22 protein-coding genes are annotated in these 19,825 nt (G+C 63.2%); 13 read left to right on the forward strand and 9 right to left on the reverse strand.

Annotated elements, in window-relative coordinates; all coding sequences use genetic code 11:
* Nucleotides 1–76 precede the first annotated feature (76 nt).
* Nucleotides 77–463 (forward strand): VOC family protein, encoded by a 387-nt coding sequence (locus Q7T45_RS11865; RefSeq protein WP_304870902.1) that lies wholly within the window; start codon nt 77–79, stop codon nt 461–463.
* Between the two features lie 3 nt (nt 464–466).
* Here the strand turns inward: Q7T45_RS11865 and Q7T45_RS11870 are convergent, their stop codons facing one another.
* On the reverse strand, nt 467–1,072 hold the full coding sequence (locus Q7T45_RS11870) for a TIGR00730 family Rossman fold protein (RefSeq protein ID WP_304870949.1): 606 nt from the start codon (nt 1,070–1,072) through the stop codon (nt 467–469).
* 213 nt (nt 1,073–1,285) lie between these two features.
* Here Q7T45_RS11870 and Q7T45_RS11875 point away from each other — a divergent pair, with 213 nt between their 5' ends.
* The 12 genes from Q7T45_RS11875 to Q7T45_RS11930 all read left to right on the forward strand — a co-directional run bounded on the left by Q7T45_RS11875 (nt 1,286) and on the right by Q7T45_RS11930 (nt 13,576).
* Nucleotides 1,286–3,256: an ABC transporter ATP-binding protein/permease gene (locus Q7T45_RS11875; protein WP_304870903.1), complete on the forward strand. Its 1,971-nt coding sequence runs from the start codon at nt 1,286–1,288 to the stop codon at nt 3,254–3,256.
* 35 nt (nt 3,257–3,291) lie between these two features.
* The gene (locus Q7T45_RS11880; protein WP_304870904.1) at nt 3,292–4,005 is read left to right on the forward strand and encodes a phosphatidylserine decarboxylase; all 714 of its coding nucleotides are present in this window, start codon (nt 3,292–3,294) and stop codon (nt 4,003–4,005) included.
* Between the two features lie 85 nt (nt 4,006–4,090).
* A complete protein-coding gene (pssA, locus tag Q7T45_RS11885) occupies nt 4,091–4,978 on the forward strand; it encodes a CDP-diacylglycerol--serine O-phosphatidyltransferase (protein WP_304870950.1) in 888 nt (295 codons plus the stop codon).
* 139 nt (nt 4,979–5,117) lie between these two features.
* The gene (locus Q7T45_RS11890) at nt 5,118–5,837 is read left to right on the forward strand and encodes an RraA family protein (RefSeq protein ID WP_304870905.1); all 720 of its coding nucleotides are present in this window, start codon (nt 5,118–5,120) and stop codon (nt 5,835–5,837) included.
* Between the two features lie 20 nt (nt 5,838–5,857).
* Nucleotides 5,858–6,685, forward strand: coding sequence for an SDR family NAD(P)-dependent oxidoreductase (locus tag Q7T45_RS11895; protein WP_304870906.1), 828 nt, complete (start codon nt 5,858–5,860; stop codon nt 6,683–6,685).
* A gap of 213 nt (nt 6,686–6,898) precedes the next feature.
* The gene (locus Q7T45_RS11900) at nt 6,899–7,672 is read left to right on the forward strand and encodes a motility protein A (protein WP_304738516.1); all 774 of its coding nucleotides are present in this window, start codon (nt 6,899–6,901) and stop codon (nt 7,670–7,672) included.
* Between the two features lie 32 nt (nt 7,673–7,704).
* A complete protein-coding gene (locus tag Q7T45_RS11905; protein WP_304870907.1) occupies nt 7,705–8,532 on the forward strand; it encodes a flagellar motor protein MotB in 828 nt (275 codons plus the stop codon).
* 162 nt (nt 8,533–8,694) lie between these two features.
* Nucleotides 8,695–10,596: a potassium transporter Kup gene (locus Q7T45_RS11910; protein WP_304870909.1), complete on the forward strand. Its 1,902-nt coding sequence runs from the start codon at nt 8,695–8,697 to the stop codon at nt 10,594–10,596.
* A gap of 88 nt (nt 10,597–10,684) precedes the next feature.
* Nucleotides 10,685–11,062, forward strand: coding sequence for a rhodanese-like domain-containing protein (locus Q7T45_RS11915; RefSeq protein ID WP_370691258.1), 378 nt, complete (start codon nt 10,685–10,687; stop codon nt 11,060–11,062).
* Nucleotides 11,063–11,070: 8 nt separating this feature from the next.
* On the forward strand, nt 11,071–12,234 hold the full coding sequence (locus Q7T45_RS11920; protein WP_304870911.1) for an aminotransferase: 1,164 nt from the start codon (nt 11,071–11,073) through the stop codon (nt 12,232–12,234).
* Nucleotides 12,235–12,247: 13 nt separating this feature from the next.
* On the forward strand, nt 12,248–13,357 hold the full coding sequence (locus tag Q7T45_RS11925; protein WP_304870912.1) for a polyamine ABC transporter substrate-binding protein: 1,110 nt from the start codon (nt 12,248–12,250) through the stop codon (nt 13,355–13,357).
* A 3-nt stretch (nt 13,358–13,360) separates the two neighbouring features.
* Nucleotides 13,361–13,576, forward strand: coding sequence for a DUF433 domain-containing protein (locus Q7T45_RS11930; protein WP_304870914.1), 216 nt, complete (start codon nt 13,361–13,363; stop codon nt 13,574–13,576).
* Between the two features lie 157 nt (nt 13,577–13,733).
* Here Q7T45_RS11930 and Q7T45_RS11935 read toward each other — a convergent pair whose 3' ends face one another.
* The 8 genes from Q7T45_RS11935 to Q7T45_RS11970 all read right to left on the reverse strand — a co-directional run bounded on the left by Q7T45_RS11935 (nt 13,734) and on the right by Q7T45_RS11970 (nt 19,818).
* Nucleotides 13,734–14,666, reverse strand: a complete 933-nt coding sequence (locus tag Q7T45_RS11935; protein WP_304870916.1) for a lipid A biosynthesis lauroyl acyltransferase — start codon at nt 14,664–14,666, stop codon at nt 13,734–13,736.
* A gap of 20 nt (nt 14,667–14,686) precedes the next feature.
* Complete coding sequence (locus Q7T45_RS11940; protein ID WP_304870918.1) at nt 14,687–15,964, reverse strand: beta-ketoacyl-ACP synthase; 1,278 nt, start codon at nt 15,962–15,964, stop codon at nt 14,687–14,689.
* Nucleotides 15,965–15,991: 27 nt separating this feature from the next.
* Nucleotides 15,992–17,179 carry a beta-ketoacyl-ACP synthase gene (locus Q7T45_RS11945; RefSeq protein ID WP_304870919.1) on the reverse strand — a complete coding sequence of 396 codons (1,188 nt, stop codon included), beginning with the start codon at nt 17,177–17,179 and terminating at the stop codon, nt 15,992–15,994.
* Nucleotides 17,176–17,646 carry a 3-hydroxyacyl-ACP dehydratase FabZ family protein gene (locus Q7T45_RS11950; RefSeq protein ID WP_304870920.1) on the reverse strand — a complete coding sequence of 157 codons (471 nt, stop codon included), beginning with the start codon at nt 17,644–17,646 and terminating at the stop codon, nt 17,176–17,178. The genes Q7T45_RS11945 and Q7T45_RS11950 overlap by 4 nt, the downstream gene beginning before the upstream one ends.
* A 9-nt stretch (nt 17,647–17,655) precedes the next feature.
* Entirely contained in the window at nt 17,656–17,943 is a 288-nt protein-coding gene (locus Q7T45_RS11955; RefSeq protein ID WP_304738538.1) for an acyl carrier protein, read from the reverse strand.
* Between the two features lie 256 nt (nt 17,944–18,199).
* Entirely contained in the window at nt 18,200–18,556 is a 357-nt protein-coding gene (locus Q7T45_RS11960) for a hypothetical protein (protein ID WP_304870954.1), read from the reverse strand.
* A gap of 146 nt (nt 18,557–18,702) precedes the next feature.
* Nucleotides 18,703–19,200, reverse strand: coding sequence for an MgtC/SapB family protein (locus Q7T45_RS11965; RefSeq protein ID WP_304870922.1), 498 nt, complete (start codon nt 19,198–19,200; stop codon nt 18,703–18,705).
* Nucleotides 19,201–19,239: 39 nt separating this feature from the next.
* On the reverse strand, nt 19,240–19,818 hold the full coding sequence (locus tag Q7T45_RS11970; protein WP_304870924.1) for a peroxidase-related enzyme: 579 nt from the start codon (nt 19,816–19,818) through the stop codon (nt 19,240–19,242).
* Nucleotides 19,819–19,825: the final 7 nt, after the last annotated feature.

A 19,825-nucleotide genomic window follows, 5' to 3' on the forward strand; every position in this document is an offset into this window, starting at 1 on the left:
TGGGCGGTAAGAAAGAATGGATTGCTTCGTCGCAAGGGCTCCTCGCAATGACGGCTGAGAGATTGGAGGGGCGTCCATGATCGATCACATTTCCGTCGGCGTCAGCGACCTCGACCGATCCGCGCGATTCTATGAAGCCTTACTGAAGCCGCTCGGCCTGTCGCGGCTGGTGACACGGCCCGCGACCATCGGTTTCGGCAAGACCTATCCTGAGTTCTGGATCAATCTGCGCGCCGGGATGAAGCCGGTTGAGCCTGGCAGTGGGACCCATATCTGCTTGCGCGCGAAATCAATTCGTCAAGTCGATGTATTTCACGCCGTGGCCCTCAATGCCGGCGGCCGTTCCGACGGCGCGCCGGGGCTGCGGCCGCACGATCGCGTGAGATATTACGCGGCGTTCGTTATCGATCCCGACGGCAATCGAATCGAGGCGGTGACGTTTCCCAAAGACGATGCTGGATAGGCTCTAGAGTTTGGTTGCCAGTTCGGGCGTCATTCCCTCGGCGCCTTCAGGCGCGCGCGCGGCGGCGGCGCGCAGCCGCGGCAGGATGTCCTCGACCCGTTCGGCTTTCAGAATATCGACCTGCAAACTGGGCCGGATGAATTCGGTTTCGCGCATATGCGCGAGCAGGGCCAGCAGCGGTTCCCAGAAGCCGTCGATATTGGCGAGCAGCACTGGCTTGGTGTGGCGGCCGAGCTGTTGCCAGGTCAGTTGCTCCACCAGCTCCTCCAGCGTGCCGATGCCGCCGGGCAGCGCCACGAAGGCGTCGGAGTGCTCGAACATCAGCCGCTTGCGTTCGTGCATGTCGGGCGTGACGATCAGTTCCTGTACGCGCTTGAGCGCGTTTTCGCGGGCCGTCAGGAACTCGGGAATGATGCCGGTCACCGCGCCGCCGTGATCGAGCACGGACTTCGCCACAGCGCCCATCAGCCCGATCGAGCCACCGCCATAAACGAGGCGGATCCCGTCCTCGGCGAGGGTCTTTCCAAAGGCGATGGCGGCTTCGACGAAGCGGGGGTTTGTGCCGGGGCCGGAGCCGCAATAGACACAAACGGTTTTGATCGTGGTCATATTGGCCATGTGGCACTGCAACGTAGGGGCGTCAACCCTGGCGGATTCACAAAGGCGATTGAATCGTCCGGTAAATGGGGGAAATCGCCAAAGATTTGCTGCCCTTGAGGGTGCACGCGGCGCGCAAACTCTCTATATGACGCAGCATGTCAACGAACCGAAAATCAGGCCTGACAGCGGGTCGGCGCAGCATTTTGCCTCAGGTCTTGCTTGATGGCCCACGCTGATTCGCGCCACGGCGCCGCCGAAGCGCCGGCTTCTCCCGACAAGTCCGTCGAACAGGCTTCCCTGATGGGGACGCTGGCGCATCTGTGGCCGTATATCTGGCCCGGCGACCGCGCCGACCTGAAGACCCGCGTGGTCTGGTCGATGGTGCTGCTGCTTGCAGCGAAGCTCGCAACGCTGACGGTGCCGTTCACCTTCAAATGGGCGATCGATGCGCTGACCGGCGCCGATACCGCGCCGGTGCAGGCGTCGAACTGGACGCTGTGGCTGATCGCTTCGCCCCTGATCATGACGGCAAGCTATGGCGGCTTGCGCGTGCTGATGGCAGTGCTGACCCAGTGGCGCGACGGAATTTTCGCGCGGGTGGCGATGCATGCGGTGCGCAAGCTCGCCTATCTCACCTTCGTCCACATGCACGAACTGTCGCTGCGTTTTCACCTGGAGCGCAAGACGGGCGGGCTGACGCGGGTGCTGGAGCGCGGCCGCTCCGGCATCGAAGTCATCGTGCGGATGGTGATCCTGCAACTGGTGCCGACCATCGTCGAGGTTTCGCTGCTGATGGCGGTGCTGCTGTGGCAGTTCGACTGGCGTTACGTGCTGGTCACGCTGATCATGGTCGTGATCTACATGTATTACACCTACGTCGCGACCGAATGGCGGATCGAGATCCGCCGCAAGATGAACGAGTCCGACACCGAGGCCAACACCAAGGCGATCGACTCGCTCCTGAACTACGAGACGGTGAAGTATTTCAGCGCCGAGCAGCGCGAGGCCAGCCGCTACGACCGTTCGATGGAAGGCTACGAGCGCAACAGCGTGAAGACCTATACCTCGCTGGCGGTTCTCAATACCGGGCAGGCGATCATCTTCACCGCCGGCCTCACCGCGACCATGCTGATGTGCGCGATCGGGGTGCGCAACGGCACCAACACGGTCGGCGATTTCGTCATGGTCAACGCCATGATGATCCAGCTGTACCAGCCGCTGAATTTCATGGGCATGGTCTACCGCGAGATCAAGCAGGCGGTGATCGACATCGAGAAGATGTTCGGCGTGCTGTCGCGCAATCCCGAGATCAAGGATGTTCCCGGCGCAAAGCCGCTGATCGTGACGTCGGGCAATGTGCGTTTCGACGACGTGAGGTTTTCCTACGATCCCGACCGCCAGATTCTCAAGGGTCTCAGCTTCGAGGTGCCGGCCGGCAAGACGGTGGCGATCGTCGGCCCTTCCGGCGCCGGCAAATCGACCATCTCGCGGCTGTTGTTCCGGCTCTACGACGTCTCCGGCGGCAAGATCCTGATCGACGGTCAGGATATCAAGCAGGTTACGCAGTCGACGCTGCGGGCCTCGATCGGCATGGTGCCGCAGGACACCGTGCTGTTCAACGACACCATCCGCTACAACATTCGCTACGGCCGCTGGGACGCCAGCGATGCCGAGGTGGAGGAGGCGGCGCGGCTGGCGCAGATCGACGGTTTCATCAAGATGTCGCCGAAGGGGTATGAGACCCAGGTCGGCGAGCGCGGCCTGAAACTGTCGGGCGGCGAGAAGCAGCGCGTCGCGATCGCGCGCACGGTGCTGAAGGCGCCGCCGATCCTGGTGCTCGACGAGGCCACCTCGGCGCTCGACAGCCATACCGAGCAGGAAATCCAGGATGCGCTGGAGCGGGTGTCGCGCAACCGCACCTCGCTGGTGATCGCACACCGGCTGTCCACCATCGTGGGCGCCGACGAAATCATCGTGCTGGATCAGGGCCGCATCGCCGAACGCGGCACGCACACGCAGCTTTTGGCATCGGGCGGACTTTATGCCAGTATGTGGAACAGGCAGCGCGAAGCCCAGGAGGCGCGGGAACGCCTGGCCCAGATTGCCGACGAGAACGAAGCGCCGAACCGTACCCCGCCGCCGGTCGACGACGCGCTGGTAACGCCGGCGAAGCCTGAATTGACCGAAATCTGATCCCATCTTCCGCCAGAGAAGAGGGGCAACCGACAGTGAACCCATCGATGTCCATCGCCAACTCGATCCGCGCTCAAATTCCGCCCATCCATCCCGAGGGCTATCCCTTTATCGGCGGCTTTGCGCTGGCGAGCCTGTTCCTGTTCTGGCTGTGGACCCCGCTGGGCTGGATCGGCACGCTGCTGACGGTCTGGTGTGCGCTGTTCTTCCGCGATCCGGTGCGGGTGACGCCGGTGCGTGAGGGCATCGTGGTGTCGCCGGCGGACGGACGCGTCTCCCTGATCTCAATGGTGTTGCCGCCGGCCGAACTCGGGCTCGGCGACAAGCCGCTGCTGCGCATCTCGGTCTTCATGAGCGTGTTCAACTGCCACGTGAACCGCAGCCCGGTGACCGGGCGGATCGACCGGATCGCGTACCGGCCGGGCGCCTTCATCAACGCCGAGCTCGACAAGGCGAGCGAGGACAATGAGCGCAATTCGCTCGTGATCTCGATGCCGGACGGCGGCCGCATCGGCGTGGTCCAGATCGCGGGCCTGGTGGCGCGGCGAATTGTCTCGTTTGTCCGCGAAGGGCAGTCGCTCGGCGCCGGCGAGCGGTTCGGGTTGATCCGTTTCGGCTCGCGTCTCGACGTCTTCCTGCCGGAGGGCAGCAAAGCGCTGGTTTCCGTGGGCCAGACGGCGGTGGCGGGGGAAACCGTGCTGGCCGATCTCAGGCTCGGCGACGGTGGCCGGACCTGGCGCGCCGATTAACCATCTCGGCCCCGCGGCTGGCCTGGCTGGCCGCCACGGCGCCGCCACAATGGCGCGGCGGCCGGCGAGTTGCTATATCTCGACGATGCAGACACCCATCGATCCCAAATCCCCGGAAATGCGCCGCCGCCGGTTTCGCCCGATCCCGGTGCGGTTGCTGGTGCCTAACGTCATCACGCTGCTCGCGATCTGCGCGGGTCTGACCGCGATCCGCCTCTCCACCGAAGGGCGGATGGAGCTGGCCGTGGCGTTGATCGTGTTCGCCGCCGTGCTCGATGGCGTGGATGGCCGTGTCGCCCGCATGATCAAGGGCCAGTCGAAATTCGGCGCCGAGCTCGACAGTCTCGCCGACTTCGTCAATTTCGGCGTCGCTCCGGGCCTGATCCTGTATTCCTGGACGCTGCACGATCTGAACAATGCCGGCTGGATCGCCGCCATGGTATTCGCGATCTCCGGCGGCCTGCGGCTGGCGCGCTTCAACGCCACCATGGACGATCCGAACAAGCCGGCCTTTGCGGCGAATTTCTTCACCGGCGTTCCGGCACCCGCCGGCGCGATCCTGGTGCTGCTTCCGATCTATCTTTCATTCCTCGGCGTTCCGGTGCCGCCGGTGATGCTGACCACCGCCTACACGCTGCTGATCGCCTTCCTGATGGTGTCGCGGCTGCCGGTGTTTTCCGGCAAGACCGTGCGCCTGCGGGTGCCGCCGGCGATGGTGCTGCCGGTTTTCGTCTCGGTGATCTTCTTCGTGGCGCTGCTGATCGGTTACCCCTGGCACATTCTGTCGGTGGGGTCTGTGCTCTACCTCGCCAGCCTGCCCTGGGGCTGGAAGGCCTATCGCGGCCATGAGCGTGCCGCCGCGGCGTTGGCGGCAGCTCCGCCGGCCGATGCCGCCCCGTCCGATCCCGCCGCGCCGCCGTTCGTTCCGGTCGCCGAGCCGGCGACCGATGACCGTCCTGCCCGCTTGAACTGATCGGCCGGTCGGCCGACTTCTCCTCCAGATATCTGCCATGAGCCGCCGCCGAGTTGGGTTCGGTCCCAATCTCGGCTATAGGCAGATCAATGGGCGGCTTCACGAACGGCGGCCCTTCAAAATTGGGAGAGAAACGCCCGTGACGAAATCCGCATCCGCGCCGCTGCCCGCATCCGTCCTCGAAGCCCTGGCACGCTACGACACCCCGACCATCTGCAATGCGATGGAAATCGTCGCGCCCGAACGCCGCCTGATCGGTTACACCACCAAGCCGCTGGTCTGCCCGTTCCCCGATCTGCCGCCGATGGTCGGTTATGCGCGCACGGTGACGATCCGCTCGGTCGTGAAGTCCGGCCTGCCGGCCGATGAGGCGTCGAAACGGCGCATCGACTATTACGAATATGTCGGCACCGGCCATGGCCCGCGCATCACCGTGATCCAGGACATCGACGGCCCCGACGTCGGCTACGGCGCATTCTGGGGCGAGGTGCAGAGCAACGTGCACAAGGCGCTCGGCTGCCTCGGCGTCATCACCGACGGCTCGATCCGCGACATCCCGCAATGGGCGCCCGGCTTCCAGGCGCTGGCAGGCTCGATCGGCCCGTCGCACGCCTGGGTTCACGCCGAAAGCTTTGGCGGCGAAGTCCGCGTCGCCGGCATGACGGTGCGTTCCGACGATCTCATTCACGCCGACAGCCACGGCGCGATCGTGATCCCGCACGATATCGCAGCCTCGGTGCCGGATGCCTGCGAACTCTGCGCCCGCCGCGAAACCCCGATTCTCGAGATCGCGCGCAGCAAGGAATTTACGCTCGAAAAGCTCAAAGAGGCGCTGAAGCGCTCCGCTGAAATTCACTGACGGAGCGCGGCGTTGTCGGCATGAAGATGGACGGCAAGACGGTTCTGATCACCGGCTCGACCGACGGCGTCGGCCGCTATGTCGCCGCCAGACTCGCGGCATCCGGCGCCAAGGTCCTGATCCATGGCCGCGACAGTGCGCGGGCCGAAACCCTGATCGAGGAGATCAAGCGGGCAGGTGGCGTTGAGCCCATCTTCTATCAAGCCGATCTTTCCTCGCTTGCCGAGGTGCGGAGGCTTGCCCAAGCCGTGCTTGCCGACCACACGCGGCTGGATGTTTTCGTCAGCAATGCCGGGATCGGATCGCAGAATGAAGGCCCGGCGCGGCAAACCAGCCGGGATGGCCACGAACTGCGCTTCGCCGTCAATTATCTCTCCGGCTTTCTGCTCGCGCATCTGTTGCTGCCCCTGTTGCAGGCAAGCGCGCCGTCGCGGATCGTCAATGTCGCGTCGCTCGGCCAGCACCCGATCGATTTCGACGACGTGATGATCACCAGGGGTTACAGCGGCGGCCGCGCCTATGCCCAGAGCAAGCTCGCGCAGATCATGTTCACGATCGATCTGGCGAGGGAACTCGCGGGATCGGGCGTAACCGTGAATTCGCTGCATCCGGCGACCTACATGAACACCACCATGGTGCGCGCCGGCGGTGTGACGCCGATCTCCACCGTGGAGCAGGGTGGCGAAGCGATCCTGCATCTGGTGTCGGGCGATGATGTCGCTGACAAGAGCGGGTTGTTCTTCAACGGCATGAATGAGGCGCAACCCCATCCGCAAGCCTGTGACGAGGCCGCTCGCCAACGGTTGCGCGCGCTGAGCTTCGAACTGACGGACTTGGCCGCCGGCTGACGGCGTCGGAAGAGAGCGCAGGTGCTCCGGCCCGCCGGGTTTATGGTTAGCAAAACCTTTAGATGGCGCCGCACCGGTCTATTACGGCCTCGCGGGCGCTTAACCTTTACGCGTCTTTAATGGCCGCGCCTTAGGGTGCCTGTTGCGCGGCTCCGGATGAGCGGCGTCACCGCCCAGAACGGCCGGTCGAGTGCGTTTGCGTCGGAGTAAATGATGGATATCGCCACCCTGCTTGGCCTGATCGCCGGCGCGATCGTACTGTGTACGCTGATCCTGATGGGCGGCGACTTCCGGATGTTCTACGACATCCATGCCGTCATCATCATCTTCGGCGGCTCGTTCGCGGCGACGCTGATCCGCTTCCCGCTGTCGGCGATGCTCCATGGCTTGCCGCTCGGCGCCAAATTCGCTTTCACCCTGAGCAGCCTCTCGGCCCGCGACCTGGTCGACGAACTGGCCCGCATCGCGGAGATCGCGCGCAAGCAGGGTCCGGTCGGTCTTGAAAAGGTCGAAACCTCCGAGCCGTTCCTCGCCAAGGGAATTCGCTACGTCGCCGACGGCTACGATCTGGAATTCATCCGCGACAATCTGGAACGCGACCGCGACAATTTCCTGCTGCATTTGAACGAAGGTTCGAAGATCTATCGCGCCATCGGCGACTGCGCGCCGGCCTTCGGCATGATCGGCACGCTGCTCGGCATGGTGCAGATGTTCTCGAACATGTCGGATCCCTCGAAGCTCGGTCCCTTCATGGCGGTGGCCTTGCTGGCGACGCTTTACGGCGCGCTGGTGGCGAACCTGATCTGTCTTCCGATCGCCGACAAGCTGCACGGCAAGCTGATCGACGAGGAAACCAACCGCACGCTGATCATCGACGGCATCCTGATGATCCGCGATTCCAAGAGCCCGACGCTGGTGCGCGAAATGCTGTTGGCCTATCTGCCCGAAAAGCATCGTCACGAAGAAGGCGAACTGGTTCCCGCTTGATCAACGGCGACAAACAGGCGCGGACATAGAGCATGGCCAAGAAAAAACGTGAAGAAGCACATGGCGGTCACGGCTGGTTCGTGACCTTTGCCGATCTGATGGCCTTGCTGCTGGCATTTTTCGTCATGCTGGTCGCGTTCTCCAACCAGGACCAGAACAAGCTGAAGATCGTCGCCGGCTCGATGCGCGAGGCGTTCGGCGTGCAGACCGAGGCGCGCTATTCCGGAATCATCGAATCCGATGGGCTGCCGACCAGGGCAAAGCTGAAGAACGCCGCGCACATTCCCCCCGAGGAAGCCTCCAATACGCCGACGCCGGATGAGAAGGAAAACAGCCTCGCGCAGGGCGCCCGACTGAAAATCGACCGCGAATTCGCGCTGGCCTCGGCGTCGCTGCGCCAGGCGTTGCAGGACATGCCGGAGCTGACCGAGATTTCCAAACACATCATGTTTGAGGAAACCAAGGCGGGCCTCAACCTGGAAATCGTCGACCAGGACGGCCGCTCGATGTTCGCCGACGGTTCCAAGGCGCCATACGACCGCACCCGCCGGCTGATCCAGAAGCTTGCCGGTCCGCTCAAGGCGACGCCGCTTCGCATTCAGATTATCGGGCACACCGCGGCAGGCTTCGTGCCGTCGCGAAACGAGTATGGGGCGTTCGATTTGTCGGCGGACCGCGCCAACGCCGTGCGCCAGATCCTCGAATGGGAGGGCGTGCCGTCCTCCCACATCTTTGCCGTCTCGGGAAAGGCAGACAGCCAGCCGCTGTTCCCCGACGATCCGACGCTGTCGGCCAACCGCCGCGTGACCATCACGTTGATGCGTGAGGACCCGCCGCTGCCCCCCGGCCTGAAGCCGTAGCCGACCGCACTACTATAATACCTCATTTTGTCGTGGGGAACTCGCTTTTGCGGGCGAGTTTCGCATGCCAGCGATGCTAGGGTGGATCGGTTGACAAGCCTCCCAGGAAGGCGTCGATAGCCGGCCCGGGTCACATCAACCGACAAAGCGTTTTCAGGCATCATGACTCTCAGCGTACCAACAACCGAAGCCCATGAGGCGGCGCCGGCGACCGCCGGCTTTTGGGCCCTGACGCTGGGAAGTATCGGCGTGGTGTTCGGCGACATCGGCACTTCGCCGCTGTATGCGTTTCGCGAGGCTGTCCACGCGGCGGCGCATGGCGGGCCGGTCACGCGCGACATCGTGCTCGGCGTTCTCAGCATGATCCTGTGGTCGCTGTTTATCGTCGTCACCGTAAAATACGTGCTGCTGTTGCTGCGCGCCGACAATAATGGCGAAGGCGGCACGCTGTCGCTGATGGCGCTCGGTCAGCGAGCGATGGGCCGCCGAAGCTGGGTCTTGCTGGCGCTGGGCGTGATCGGCGCTTCGATGTTCATCGCCGATTCCATGATCACCCCGGCGATTTCGGTCTTGTCGGCGGTCGAAGGTCTCAAGCTGGCGGCGCCGGCGCTCGAACCCTACGTCGTGCCGCTGACGATTTTCATTCTCGTCGGGCTGTTCTCGGTGCAAAGCACCGGCACCGCCCGCGTAGCGGCGGCGTTCGGGCCGGTCATGATGCTCTGGTTCGTCACGCTGGCGATATTGGGCCTGCTGCATATCAGCGATGATCCCTCGGTGCTGGCGGCGATCAATCCCTACTACGCGATCCAGTTCCTGTTCAGCCACGGAACCATTGGCCTCGTGACGCTGGGGCTGGTTTTTCTCGCGGTGACCGGCGGCGAGGCGCTGTATGCGGATCTCGGGCACTTCGGACGCAAGCCGATTCAGGCCGGGTGGTTCTACTTCGTGCTGCCGGCGCTGCTGATCAACTATTTCGGTCAGGGCGCCCTGGTGCTCGCCCATCCCGCCGCGATCGAGAGCTCGTTCTACCGGATGGTACCGGAAATCATGTTGATACCGCTGGTCCTGCTGGCGACAGCGGCGACGGTGATTGCGAGCCAGGCGGTGATTACCGGAGCCTTTTCGCTGGTCCGCCAGGCGGTGCAGCTCGGCCTGCTGCCCCGCTTCGAGGTCCGATACACCTCGGAGAGCCATGCCGGGCAGATCTATCTGCCGCGCGTCAACCGGCTGTTGCTGATCGGCGTATTGATGCTGGTGCTGTTGTTCCGCAGCTCGAGTAACCTCGCCTCGGCCTATGGCATCGCCGTCTCCACCACCATGGTGGTGGATGGCATCATGGGTTTCGTCGTGATCTGGAAGTTGTGGAACTGGAAAGCGGCCACGGCGGCTGCGGTGATCGTGCCACTGATCGTCGTCGACATGACGTTCTTCACCGCCAACCTCCTGAAGCTGCTCGAAGGCGCCTGGGTGCCGCTGCTGTTCGGCCTCTTGATGGCCGGCATGGTCTGGACCTGGCGCCGCGGCGCCGCGATCCTGATCCTGAAGACGCGGCGCATCGAGGTGCCGCTCAATGATTTGATCAAGAGCCTGGAAAAGCGTCCACCCCACATCGTCAAGGGCACCGCGGTGTTTCTCACCAGCGACCCCAGTTTCGTGCCGACGGCGCTGTTGCACAATCTCAAGCACAACAAGGTGCTGCACGAGCACAATGTGATCCTGACCATCGAGACCGCGCAGACGCCGCGCGTCGACGTCGCCGAACGCGTCCGGATGGAAAAGATCAGCGACAAATTCTCCACCGTCCGGCTGCGCTTCGGTTTCATGGAATCTCCCAATGTCCCGAAGGCGCTGGTGATCGCGCGCAAGCTCGGCTGGCAGTTCGATATCATGGCGACGTCGTTCTTCGTGTCGCGGCGCTCGCTGAAGCCGTCCCCGAATTCCGGGATGCCGCAGTGGCAGGATCATTTGTTTATCGGGCTGAGCAAGTCGGCCAACGACGCCACCGATTATTTCCAGATCCCGACCGGGCGCGTGGTCGAGGTCGGAACGCAGGTGATTATCTAGAGCCATCATCCTGGTTCAGGCCACCTCAAATGGGGGCCTCAGGCGCTTGATTTTCCCGGCGCCAAAGGCGACTTTGGCGCCGAAGCGAATGCAATACGCGCAGTCAAGCTGCGCTGGGGTCGTTGGGAGGTTGTCAGTGGCGGGTCATCAGGTGCACGATTTGACGCCGGAGGAGGTATCGAGGGGCATGGCGGAGGGCCGCTATCTGCTGGTGGATGTCCGCGAGGCCAATGAGGTTGCCGTGGAAGCCTACCCCGGTGGCATCGTCGTCCCGCTTTCGACCTTCGATGCGAAGGATATTCCGGATCCCAAGGGCAAAGAGGTGGTTTTCGCCTGCCGCTCCGGCAAGCGATCGGTGACGTCCTCGCTGGCGGCGCAGGCCGCGGGCTTTGCCTATGACAAGCATCTTGCCGGAGGAATAATCGGCTGGAAGGCCGCGGGATTGCCGACCAAGAGCGGCGGCTGACATCAGCCATGATTTCGATGAACAAGGTTTTTGCGAATCTTCCCGTCACGGTGTTCGAGGCGATGTCGCAAGCCGCCCGCGACAACAACGCCATCAATCTCGGTCAGGGCTTTCCCGACCATCCCGGACCGGAGGATCTCAGGCGGGCCGCGGCGGACGCGGTCATGAACGGCTACAACCAGTATCCGTCGATGATGGGCCTGCCGGAGCTGCGGCAGGCGATCGCGGCCCATTACGGGCGCTGGCACGGCCTCGAGCTCGATCCGATGACCGAAGTGATGGTCACCTCGGGCGGTACCGAGGCGCTGACAGCGTCCATTCTGGCCGTGGTCGAGCCCGGCGACGAGGTGGTGTGCTTCCAGCCGGTCTACGACTCCTATTTGCCGATCATCCGCCAGGCCGGCGGCATCCCGCGGCTGGTGCGGCTGGAGCCGCCACATTGGCGGCTGACCGAGGAGGCGCTGCAGGGCGTCTTCAACCACAAGACCAAGGCGGTGCTGTTCAACAATCCGCTCAATCCCGCGGCGGTGGTCTATCCGCGCGAGGATCTCGAATTGCTGGCGCGGTACTGCCAGCAGTTCGACACGGTCGCGATCTGCGACGAGGTCTGGGAGCATGTGATCTTCGACGGCCGCGAACATATCCCGCTGATCACCATTCCGGGCATGCGCGAGCGCACCATCAAGGTCGGCTCCGCCGGCAAGATTTTTTCGCTGACCGGCTGGAAGATCGGTTTCGTCTGCGCCGCGCCGCCGTTGTTGCGTGTCGCCGCCAAGGTGCACCAGTTTCTCACCTTCACCACCGCGCCCAATCTGCAGGTCGCGGTCGCCTACGGCCTCGGCAAGCCGGCGGATTACTTTCTCGACATGCGCAAGGAACTGGCGCGCAGCCGCGACCGGCTGACGAAAGGCCTGGAGAGCATCGGCTTCCCGGTGCTGAAATCGCAGGGCACCTATTTTCTCACGGTCGATCTTTCACCGCTGGGGCTCAACGAGACCGACGAGGCGTTCTGCAAGCGTATCGTCACCGACTACAAGGTGGCCGCGATTCCGGTGTCGGCCTTCTATGAAGAGAATCCGGTGACGTCGGTGGTGCGGTTTTGCTTCTCCAAGAACGATGCCACGCTCGATACCGCGCTGGAACGGCTGTCGGACGCGGTGCATCGCCGTTAAGGGGAAGTTCCGGATGCGCCTCCGCAACCGTTTTCAGGTCCCGTTCGCCGCAGCGATCGCCGCGCTGGCGTTGTGCTCGCTGCCTGCGCAAGCGCAGCAGCGCACCGTCAATTTCTACAACTGGTCGAACTACATGGCGCCGGGGGTGCTGGAGGATTTTACAAGAGAAACCGGCATCAAGGTCGTCTACGATACGTTCGACGCCAACGAGACCCTGGAGACCCGGTTGCTCGCCGGAAAATCCGGTTACGACGTGGTCGTTCCCACCGGCTATTTCCTGCAGCGCCAGATCACCGCGAAGGTTTTCACCAGGCTCGACAAGTCGAAGCTGCCGAACCTCGCTTATGCCTGGCCTGTCGTGACCAACCGGCTCGCCACCTACGATCCCGACAACAGTTACGGCGCCAATTACATGTGGGGCACCACCGGCATCGGCTACAACGTCAAGATGGCGCAAAAGCTGCTCGGGCCCGATGCGAAGATCGACAGCTGGGACATCGTCTTCAAGCCGGAGAATCTTGCAAAATTCAAGGATTGCGGCATCCACATGCTGGATTCCGCCGACGATATCCTGCCGGCGGCGCTGGGCTATCTCGGGCTCGATCCCAACTCGACCAGGCAGGCCGATCTCGACAAGGCCGCGGATCTCGTCAGCAGGATCAGGCCCTATGTTCGAAAATTTCACTCATCGGAATATCTCGGCGCCATGGCCTCCGGCGAAATCTGCTTCGTGGTCGGCTGGTCCGGCGACATCATGCAGGCGCGCAGCCGCGCGGCCGAGGCCAAGAACGGTATCGAGATCGGCTATGCGATTCCGAAGGAGGGCGCGCAGATGTTCTTCGACAATCTGGCGATTCCGGCCGATGCGAAGAACGTCGCCGAGGCCTATGAGCTGATCAACTATCTCTACCGGCCCGAAGTCGCGGCCAGGAATTCCGATTTCCTGTCCTACGCCAACGGCAATCTGGCGAGCCAGAAGCTGATCGATCCGAAGATCCTGAATGACAAGAACATCTATCCGGATGAGGCGACCATCAAGAAACTGTTCGTGATCACCGCGCGCGATCCCGCGACCCAGCGCGTCATCAACCGGCTGTGGACCAGGGTGAAGACGGGGAGGTAGCGAATGATCATGATTGAACATCCGCGTATCTCGCGGTCATCAGACGTGCTCGCAGGCAAGCCGGTCATTCGCGGAACAAGACTCTCGGTCGAGTTCGTCATTGGGTTGCTGGCAGATGGTTGGACTGAAGCCGATATCCTGACCAATTATCCGGATGTTTCGCACGATGACGTCATCGCCTGTCTCGCTTATGCGCGTGACAAGCTGAGTGCTGAGTAAATTCCGTAGCCCGGATGGAGCCAACGGGCCGGCGCGAAGCGCTGGAGCGGTGGCGTAATCCGGGGCCGGTGTTGCGTTACGCTCAAGTCCCGGATTACGCCCAGCGGGCTGCGCTTCGCGCCGACCGCTGCGCTCCATGCGGGCTACGGCGACAGCGCTACCGCCACCTGCGATGCAGCCACAGCCACTGCTCGGGATGTTCGCGGATCCAGCCCTCGACTACCGAGGTGACCGCCTGCATCGTGCCCTGGATGTCGACTTTTCCGTCCGCGTCGCGCACCGGCTTTACTTCCTCGGACAGTTCGGCGCGGAAGCGGTTGCCGGGGAGGCGGATGATGCGGGTGCCGTGGATCGGGCAGTCGACCTGGCGCAGCAACCGCGCCAGCATCGGGTTGGCTTTTGTCTTGCGGCCGAAGAAAGTCACCTCGACGCCGTTGGTGAGATACTGGTCGACCAGCATGGCGACGTGCTGGCCCTTTTGCAGCGCTTCCGCGAGTTTTAGCGGCGCCTCGCGGCCCGCCGGGATCAGCGTGCCCATTTTTACCGCGCGGATTTTCTCGATGGCGCGGTCGGCGGACTGGCTGTTCGGGCGCCGGAACAGGATGGCGGCATCCAGCCCGTGCGCCACCGCGGCCAGTGCCGGCAATTCCCAATTGCCGAGATGGCTTGCGAAGATCAGCGCCGGCTTGCCGTCATTCTTGAGCTGGGCGAACAATTCGTGGGTTCGCTGCGGGATTTCGACGCGGCTTTTCTCCGGGCAATTGATGTCATAATCCCAGATGTGGTCGAGATGGGCGAATTCGGCGCCGATGCGGCCGAGATTGTCCCAGACGCCGGTCAGGATTTTCTCGATCTCGTCCGGGGATTTTTCGGGGAAGGCGGCCTTGAGATTTTCGCGGCCGATCCGGTCTTCGCGCAGCTTTGGGCCGATAAATCGCAACGCGCGGCCGAACCGGTTCGCGGTCTTGAACGGGTCGAAGAAGCGGGTGGTGCGCAACATCCCGATCGTCAACGCGCCGACGGCGGCGTCGCCGAGCGCCTTGGCCGCGTTACGGAGTCGAAGCTTGGTGCGAAGGACCAGATGGCTCATCGGAACTGGCTGGCCGGCCGCTAGATCGGTTCACGCGTCAGGATAAGCGAAGCATTCTGGCCGCCGAATCCGAACGAGTTCGACATCACGGCAGTGACGCGCGCGTCGCGGGCGACGTTCGGAACCACGTCGAAGGGAATCGCGGGATCCGGAATTTCATAGTTGATCGTCGGCGGAATCCGCTGATGTTCGAGCGTCAGCAGCGAAATGATCGCTTCGACGGCGCCAGCGGCCGAGATGGTATGGCCGATCATCGATTTGTTCGACGACACCGGAATCTGCTTGGCGCGTTCGCCGAACACGGCCGAGATCCCGACATATTCCATCTTGTCGTTTTCCGGCGTCGCGGTGCCATGCGCGTTGATGTGGTCGATCTGCTCGGTCGTCATGCCGGCATCCGCCAACGACTTTCGGACACAGCCGATGATCGGTTTGCCGTCCGGGCTGGAGCGAGTGCGGTGAAACGAGTCGGTCAATTCACCACAGCCGGCAACGACGCCGAGAATTGGCGCGCCGCGGGCGACGGCGGCCTCGTAGCTTTCGAGCACCAGCGTGCCGGCGCCTTCCGCTATGACGAAACCGTCGCGGTTCTTCGAAAACGGCTTGGAGGCGGCCTGTGGCGGATCGTTCTGGGTCGATAATGCCGACAACAGCGAAAACCTGATCAGGTTTTCCTGATTGACCGAGCCATCGGTCGCCACCACCAGTGCGGCGTCGGTTTCGCCGCGGCGAATGGCTTCGACGCCGAGCTGAATCGCGGTGGCGCCCGACGCGCAGGCGGTCGAAAGCGAAATCGGCGATCCCTTGGTGCCGAATTTCTCGGCCAGATGTCCCGCGACCGAGCCGAACATGAAGCGGTGATGATACGGCGCGAATTTCCCGCCGCCGCTGATCTTCAGGACATCGTTGACGTCGAAGTCCGGCTTGCCGACGGCGCGTCCGACTTCGATCCGTTGCGACCATTCAACCTCGACCGGTGCCACCGCGAGGAACAGCGGACCCGGAAAATCGCCCTTGCGGCCGATGCCGGACTGCGCGAGCGCTTCCTCGGTAGCGAGGTCGGCGAGCCGTTCGGTCAGGCCGGTCGACGAGGATGGCTCGACGGTGACAAAATCGACCGTTCCCGCCATCGTCGACTTCAGGCCGTCGATCGGAAAGCGCGTCACGGTCCGGATGCCGGATTCGCCCGCGGTCAGTTTCTTCCAGTTGTCGGTCTTGCCGGCGCCGAGCGACGTGACGATGCCCATGCCGGTAACGACGACGATCGGTCTGCCGAATTTGTCGCGTGGTGCTGTCATGATGTCCCCGTCGATCCCACGCCGTCTCTACTTGATGGCCTCGACCAGGGCCATGCCTTCGCCCTGCCAGTGACCGGCTCCCATGACCACAATCTGGGTCGGCGGCTTCGTCATTTCAACCTCGAGCCCGGTCGGATCGTTCGGCGGAAACAGCGCTCCGCGCGACAGCGACAACGCCGCCAGCGCGAGGCCCAGTGGAAACTGGGTCTCCATCGTGTGGCCGAACGAGGTTCCGGTGGCGCGAACCGCGCAGCCGGGGTGCCCGCCTAGAAATGCTTTTTCTTCTGACGTGACCGGTTCGACCCCGGTCGCGCCTGTGATCAAGGCGCCATTGTCTTTTGGCATCCCGAGTTTCGACCACAGCGTTTCCAGGGATTTCGTCACCGCGCCCGGCTGCTTGCGTTGCGCCAGGTCCGTGACCACGTTGCTCAGCCTGGCGTAAGGCTTGGCGCCGCGGGCCTCGGCGTGCTCCCTGGATTCGATGACCAGGAAAACGCCCGCCGAGCCCAGGGCAAAGCCGCTATGCTTGTTGCGCGCCCAAACCGGGTCGAACGTGTCCTTGAGATTGAAGTCGTCGAATTCGTAGAGGATCAGCAGATCCGTCCGCTCGCCATTATGGGCGGCACCGACCAGGGTGATGTCGCTTTGGCCGGACTGTATTCGCGCCAGCGCAATCCGCGCCGCGTCGATGCTCGCCGCTTCCTCGCCCATGAACGTGCGCGAGGTGCCGGAAACCCCGTGAACGATGGCGATGTTGCCGGCGAGCAGATTTGAGAGCTGCGTCAGGAAAAGCGTCGGGCGCAAATCATTCATCAGCCTTTCATTGAGAAAGGCGGGACTGGCATTGCTTTTTATGTAGGCATTCAGAATGGCGAGGTCGACCGGCACGTCGCGCTCGCCGCCGCCGGCCGCGACGATCATGTCCATCCGGCCGAGGATTTCCTGGTTGCCCTTGACGCCGGCGGAATCCAGCGCCAGCCCGGCGGCATAGGTGCCGATGCGCTGCCAGGCTTCCATCTGGCGCTGATCGCCCTTTTTCGGGATCTGCGCGTCGAAGCTGACCGGCGCCAGCGGGTGGACGACGTAGGGGGCGAAGCGCTTTTCATCGACGTTGATGCGGCGTGCATTGAGGGCATCCCAATGCGCGTCCAGCCCTTCGCCGAGCGACGAGATGATACCGATACCGGTGATCCAGGCTTCCTTCGGCTTGTTCATGGCGTCATGGCCTGCATCGGAAAGCCGATCTCGTTGGCCACCGCGTCCATATGGACGCGCAGGGACGGATCGGGGAAGGGGATCTGGCGGAAGGTGAGGGTGGCGCTGCACTTCAGTTCGGTGCCGACCCGCGCCTTGGCCGACGTGACGGCAAAGCCCGAGCCTTCGTGCTCGATCTTCGCTTCGATCGTCAACAGCTGGCCGGGACTGACGAAACCCCGCATCTTGGCTTCCTTCACCATCGCCAGGAACGGCATGCGCTCGAACTTCGTCACGCCGAGCAACAGCCAGCCGGAGCTCTGCGCCATCGCCTCCGTCAGCAACACGCCGGGCATGATCGGGAAGCCCGGGAAGTGTCCCTCGAAGATGGTGTGCGCTTGCGGAACCTGGGCCTCGACGATGATCGTCCTGGCCTCGAGGTCGAGTTCGACGATGCGGTCGATCAGCCTGAAATAATCAAGTTGCATGGCGGGCGATTAAGCGCCCGCGCTCTTGGCCGCGACCAGTTCGTCGATGCGGGCGGCGAGGTTCTTCAGGACGAAATACTGCTCGGTGGTCGCCTTGCCGTCGTTGACCTCCTGGGTCCATTTCTCCAGCGGCATCTTGATCCCGAACGCCTTGTCGATGGCAAACGCGATGTCGAGAAAATCGAGGCTGTCGATGCCCAGATCGTCGATGGCGTGGCTCTCCGGCGTGATCGTGTCGCGCGGGATGTCGCAGGTTTCAGCGATAATCGTGGCGATCTGATCGAATGTAGAAGACATCATTAAGCCTTTGATATATTGGAGATAAATCCGATAGCGGTACGGGATTGGGGCGCGGCGCTCCGGATTGCCTCATCCCCCAGCCGGAGTTGAGTGCCCGTATATCGGAGCGAGGCCCTGAGTTCAATGGAGGCGGGCCGGGAGGGGACCGGATTCGCGGGCCAAACGCCCGGATTTGCCTGAAAATCCATAGCGTTCTTCGGATCCGGAAAACGCGTCTGAAGCCCCGGCTCAGCTTCAACCGGAACCGACGTCGCTAGCTGCGCGGCGTCGAAATCTGGGCGCAGTCGCGCCGTCCCATCAGCACGCAATCCTGGGTCTTGCGCAGATCGGCAATGCTCACCGCCAGCCATATGCCGATCGCCGTCAGCGCGATGGTGAAGGCGAGGGCCGCGACGTTCGCCAGCATGCGATGCCGGAATTCGTCGGGTTCCTCGGGGGCTCGCTCGAAGCGCGAGAGATCCCGAGTCAGATGTTGAGTCAGATCCTGGGGCTGCTGCCGGGCCTGGTTGTCCGGCTCTCCCCGCTGGCCCGGCGGGTGCGCCAAAGTGCGCGGCCGGAATTTGAGCACGCGATGCTCGTCATCCGATGTCATGGGCTGCTGGGTTTTCACTGCTGCCAGCTCCGGGAAAGGCTGACCCCATTTAGCACGCCCGCGATGCGTCTCACAGAAAATGTTGGCGGAAGATTTCACATGGCACGGCTGCTGCAATCGACCGGCGGAACCCACAGCAGTCGTCGTGGAATGCCGGAGGACTGTCAGGGCGGCGGCACATCCTGCGGCGCACCAGAGGAAGATTTTTGCGCTGATACGTCCTTGCCGCCGAGCGTGCGATGCAGCCAGCGTTCGAGCGGGCGGCCCAGCAGGAGAAGCACCGATGCAATGGCGAGACCGGCGATGACGATCCGCCATTGCCCGACGCCGCAGGCGATGCCGGCACAGGCGGTGAGCCAGGTGCAGGCGGCACTGGTGAGCCCATGAACCCGGAAACGATGCTCGCCGCGCACGATGACGCCCGCGCCGAGAAAGCCGATACCGGTGAGAATGCCCTGGATCACCCGGCTGGTGGCGTCTGAAATTCCGGAGATGTCGCCGGCGGGCAGCGCCAGCATCACCACCATCGCCGTGGCAAGGCCGACCAGGCCAAGCGTCTTCAGGCCGATCGGTTTGCCGTGCAGATCGCGGTCAAGCCCGATCAGCCCGCCGGCCAGCGTGGCGACGCCCAAACGCAACATGATCTCGGGCCAGTCGAGCAAGGTGATGTTCTCCTCCGCATCATGCTCCAGTAAGAAGCATTATTTCGGCAGCCGTCCCATCAGATAGAACTCGTCGTTCGGGCGCATCGCGGTGACGTTCGCCATCCGGTTCGACAGCGCAAAGAACGCGGAGATCGCGGCGATATCCCAGATGTCGTCGTTGCTGAAGCCATGGCCCGCGACTGCGGCAAAATCCGCTTCCGAAACCTTGTGCGCCTCCGCACTCACCTTCATCGCGAAGTCCAGCATGGCGCGCTGGCGCGGTGTGATATCGGCCTTGCGGTAGTTGACCGCGATCTGGTCGGCGATTTGCGGGTTTTTGGCGCGGATCCGCAGGATCGCGCCATGCGCGATTACACAATACTGGCACTGGTTGGCGCTCGACGTCGCCACCACGATCATCTCGCGCTCGGCCTTGGAGAGGCCGCTGTCCTTCTCCATCAGGGCGTCGTGATAGGCAAAGAACGCCCGGAATTCATCGGGACGGTACGCCAGCGTCAGGAACACGTTCGGCACGAAGCCGGACTTCTCCTGCACGCCAAGCAGGCGCGTGCGGATATCGTCGGGCAGGGCGTCGATGGCGGGGGTCGGGAAGCGTTTTGGTGCGGGCTGGGTCATGGGAAAA

It is taken from the genome of Bradyrhizobium sp. (assembly GCF_030646015.1).
Classification (GTDB): Bacteria; Pseudomonadota; Alphaproteobacteria; order Rhizobiales; family Xanthobacteraceae; genus Bradyrhizobium.

Excerpts from the sequence above, each read along its gene's own strand:
- Q7T45_RS11930 (WP_304870914.1), top strand. The coding sequence starts at position 13,361 with ATGATCATGATTGAACATCCGCGTATCTCGCGGTCATCAGACGTGCTC.
- pssA (WP_304870950.1), top strand. The coding sequence starts at position 4,091 with ATGCAGACACCCATCGATCCCAAATCCCCGGAAATGCGCCGCCGCCGG.
- Q7T45_RS11920 (WP_304870911.1), top strand. The coding sequence starts at position 11,071 with ATGATTTCGATGAACAAGGTTTTTGCGAATCTTCCCGTCACGGTGTTC.
- Q7T45_RS11910 (WP_304870909.1), top strand. The coding sequence starts at position 8,695 with ATGACTCTCAGCGTACCAACAACCGAAGCCCATGAGGCGGCGCCGGCG.
- Q7T45_RS11945 (WP_304870919.1), bottom strand. The coding sequence starts at position 17,179 with ATGAACAAGCCGAAGGAAGCCTGGATCACCGGTATCGGTATCATCTCG.
- Q7T45_RS11970 (WP_304870924.1), bottom strand. The coding sequence starts at position 19,818 with ATGACCCAGCCCGCACCAAAACGCTTCCCGACCCCCGCCATCGACGCC.
- Q7T45_RS11925 (WP_304870912.1), top strand. The coding sequence starts at position 12,248 with ATGCGCCTCCGCAACCGTTTTCAGGTCCCGTTCGCCGCAGCGATCGCC.
- Q7T45_RS11950 (WP_304870920.1), bottom strand. The coding sequence starts at position 17,646 with ATGCAACTTGATTATTTCAGGCTGATCGACCGCATCGTCGAACTCGAC.
- Q7T45_RS11875 (WP_304870903.1), top strand. The coding sequence starts at position 1,286 with ATGGCCCACGCTGATTCGCGCCACGGCGCCGCCGAAGCGCCGGCTTCT.
- Q7T45_RS11905 (WP_304870907.1), top strand. The coding sequence starts at position 7,705 with ATGGCCAAGAAAAAACGTGAAGAAGCACATGGCGGTCACGGCTGGTTC.
- Q7T45_RS11900 (WP_304738516.1), top strand. The coding sequence starts at position 6,899 with ATGGATATCGCCACCCTGCTTGGCCTGATCGCCGGCGCGATCGTACTG.
- Q7T45_RS11955 (WP_304738538.1), bottom strand. The coding sequence starts at position 17,943 with ATGTCTTCTACATTCGATCAGATCGCCACGATTATCGCTGAAACCTGC.
- Q7T45_RS11895 (WP_304870906.1), top strand. The coding sequence starts at position 5,858 with ATGAAGATGGACGGCAAGACGGTTCTGATCACCGGCTCGACCGACGGC.
- Q7T45_RS11935 (WP_304870916.1), bottom strand. The coding sequence starts at position 14,666 with ATGAGCCATCTGGTCCTTCGCACCAAGCTTCGACTCCGTAACGCGGCC.
- Q7T45_RS11865 (WP_304870902.1), top strand. The coding sequence starts at position 77 with ATGATCGATCACATTTCCGTCGGCGTCAGCGACCTCGACCGATCCGCG.
- Q7T45_RS11915 (WP_370691258.1), top strand. The coding sequence starts at position 10,685 with ATGCAATACGCGCAGTCAAGCTGCGCTGGGGTCGTTGGGAGGTTGTCA.
- Q7T45_RS11940 (WP_304870918.1), bottom strand. The coding sequence starts at position 15,964 with ATGACAGCACCACGCGACAAATTCGGCAGACCGATCGTCGTCGTTACC.
- Q7T45_RS11870 (WP_304870949.1), bottom strand. The coding sequence starts at position 1,072 with ATGACCACGATCAAAACCGTTTGTGTCTATTGCGGCTCCGGCCCCGGC.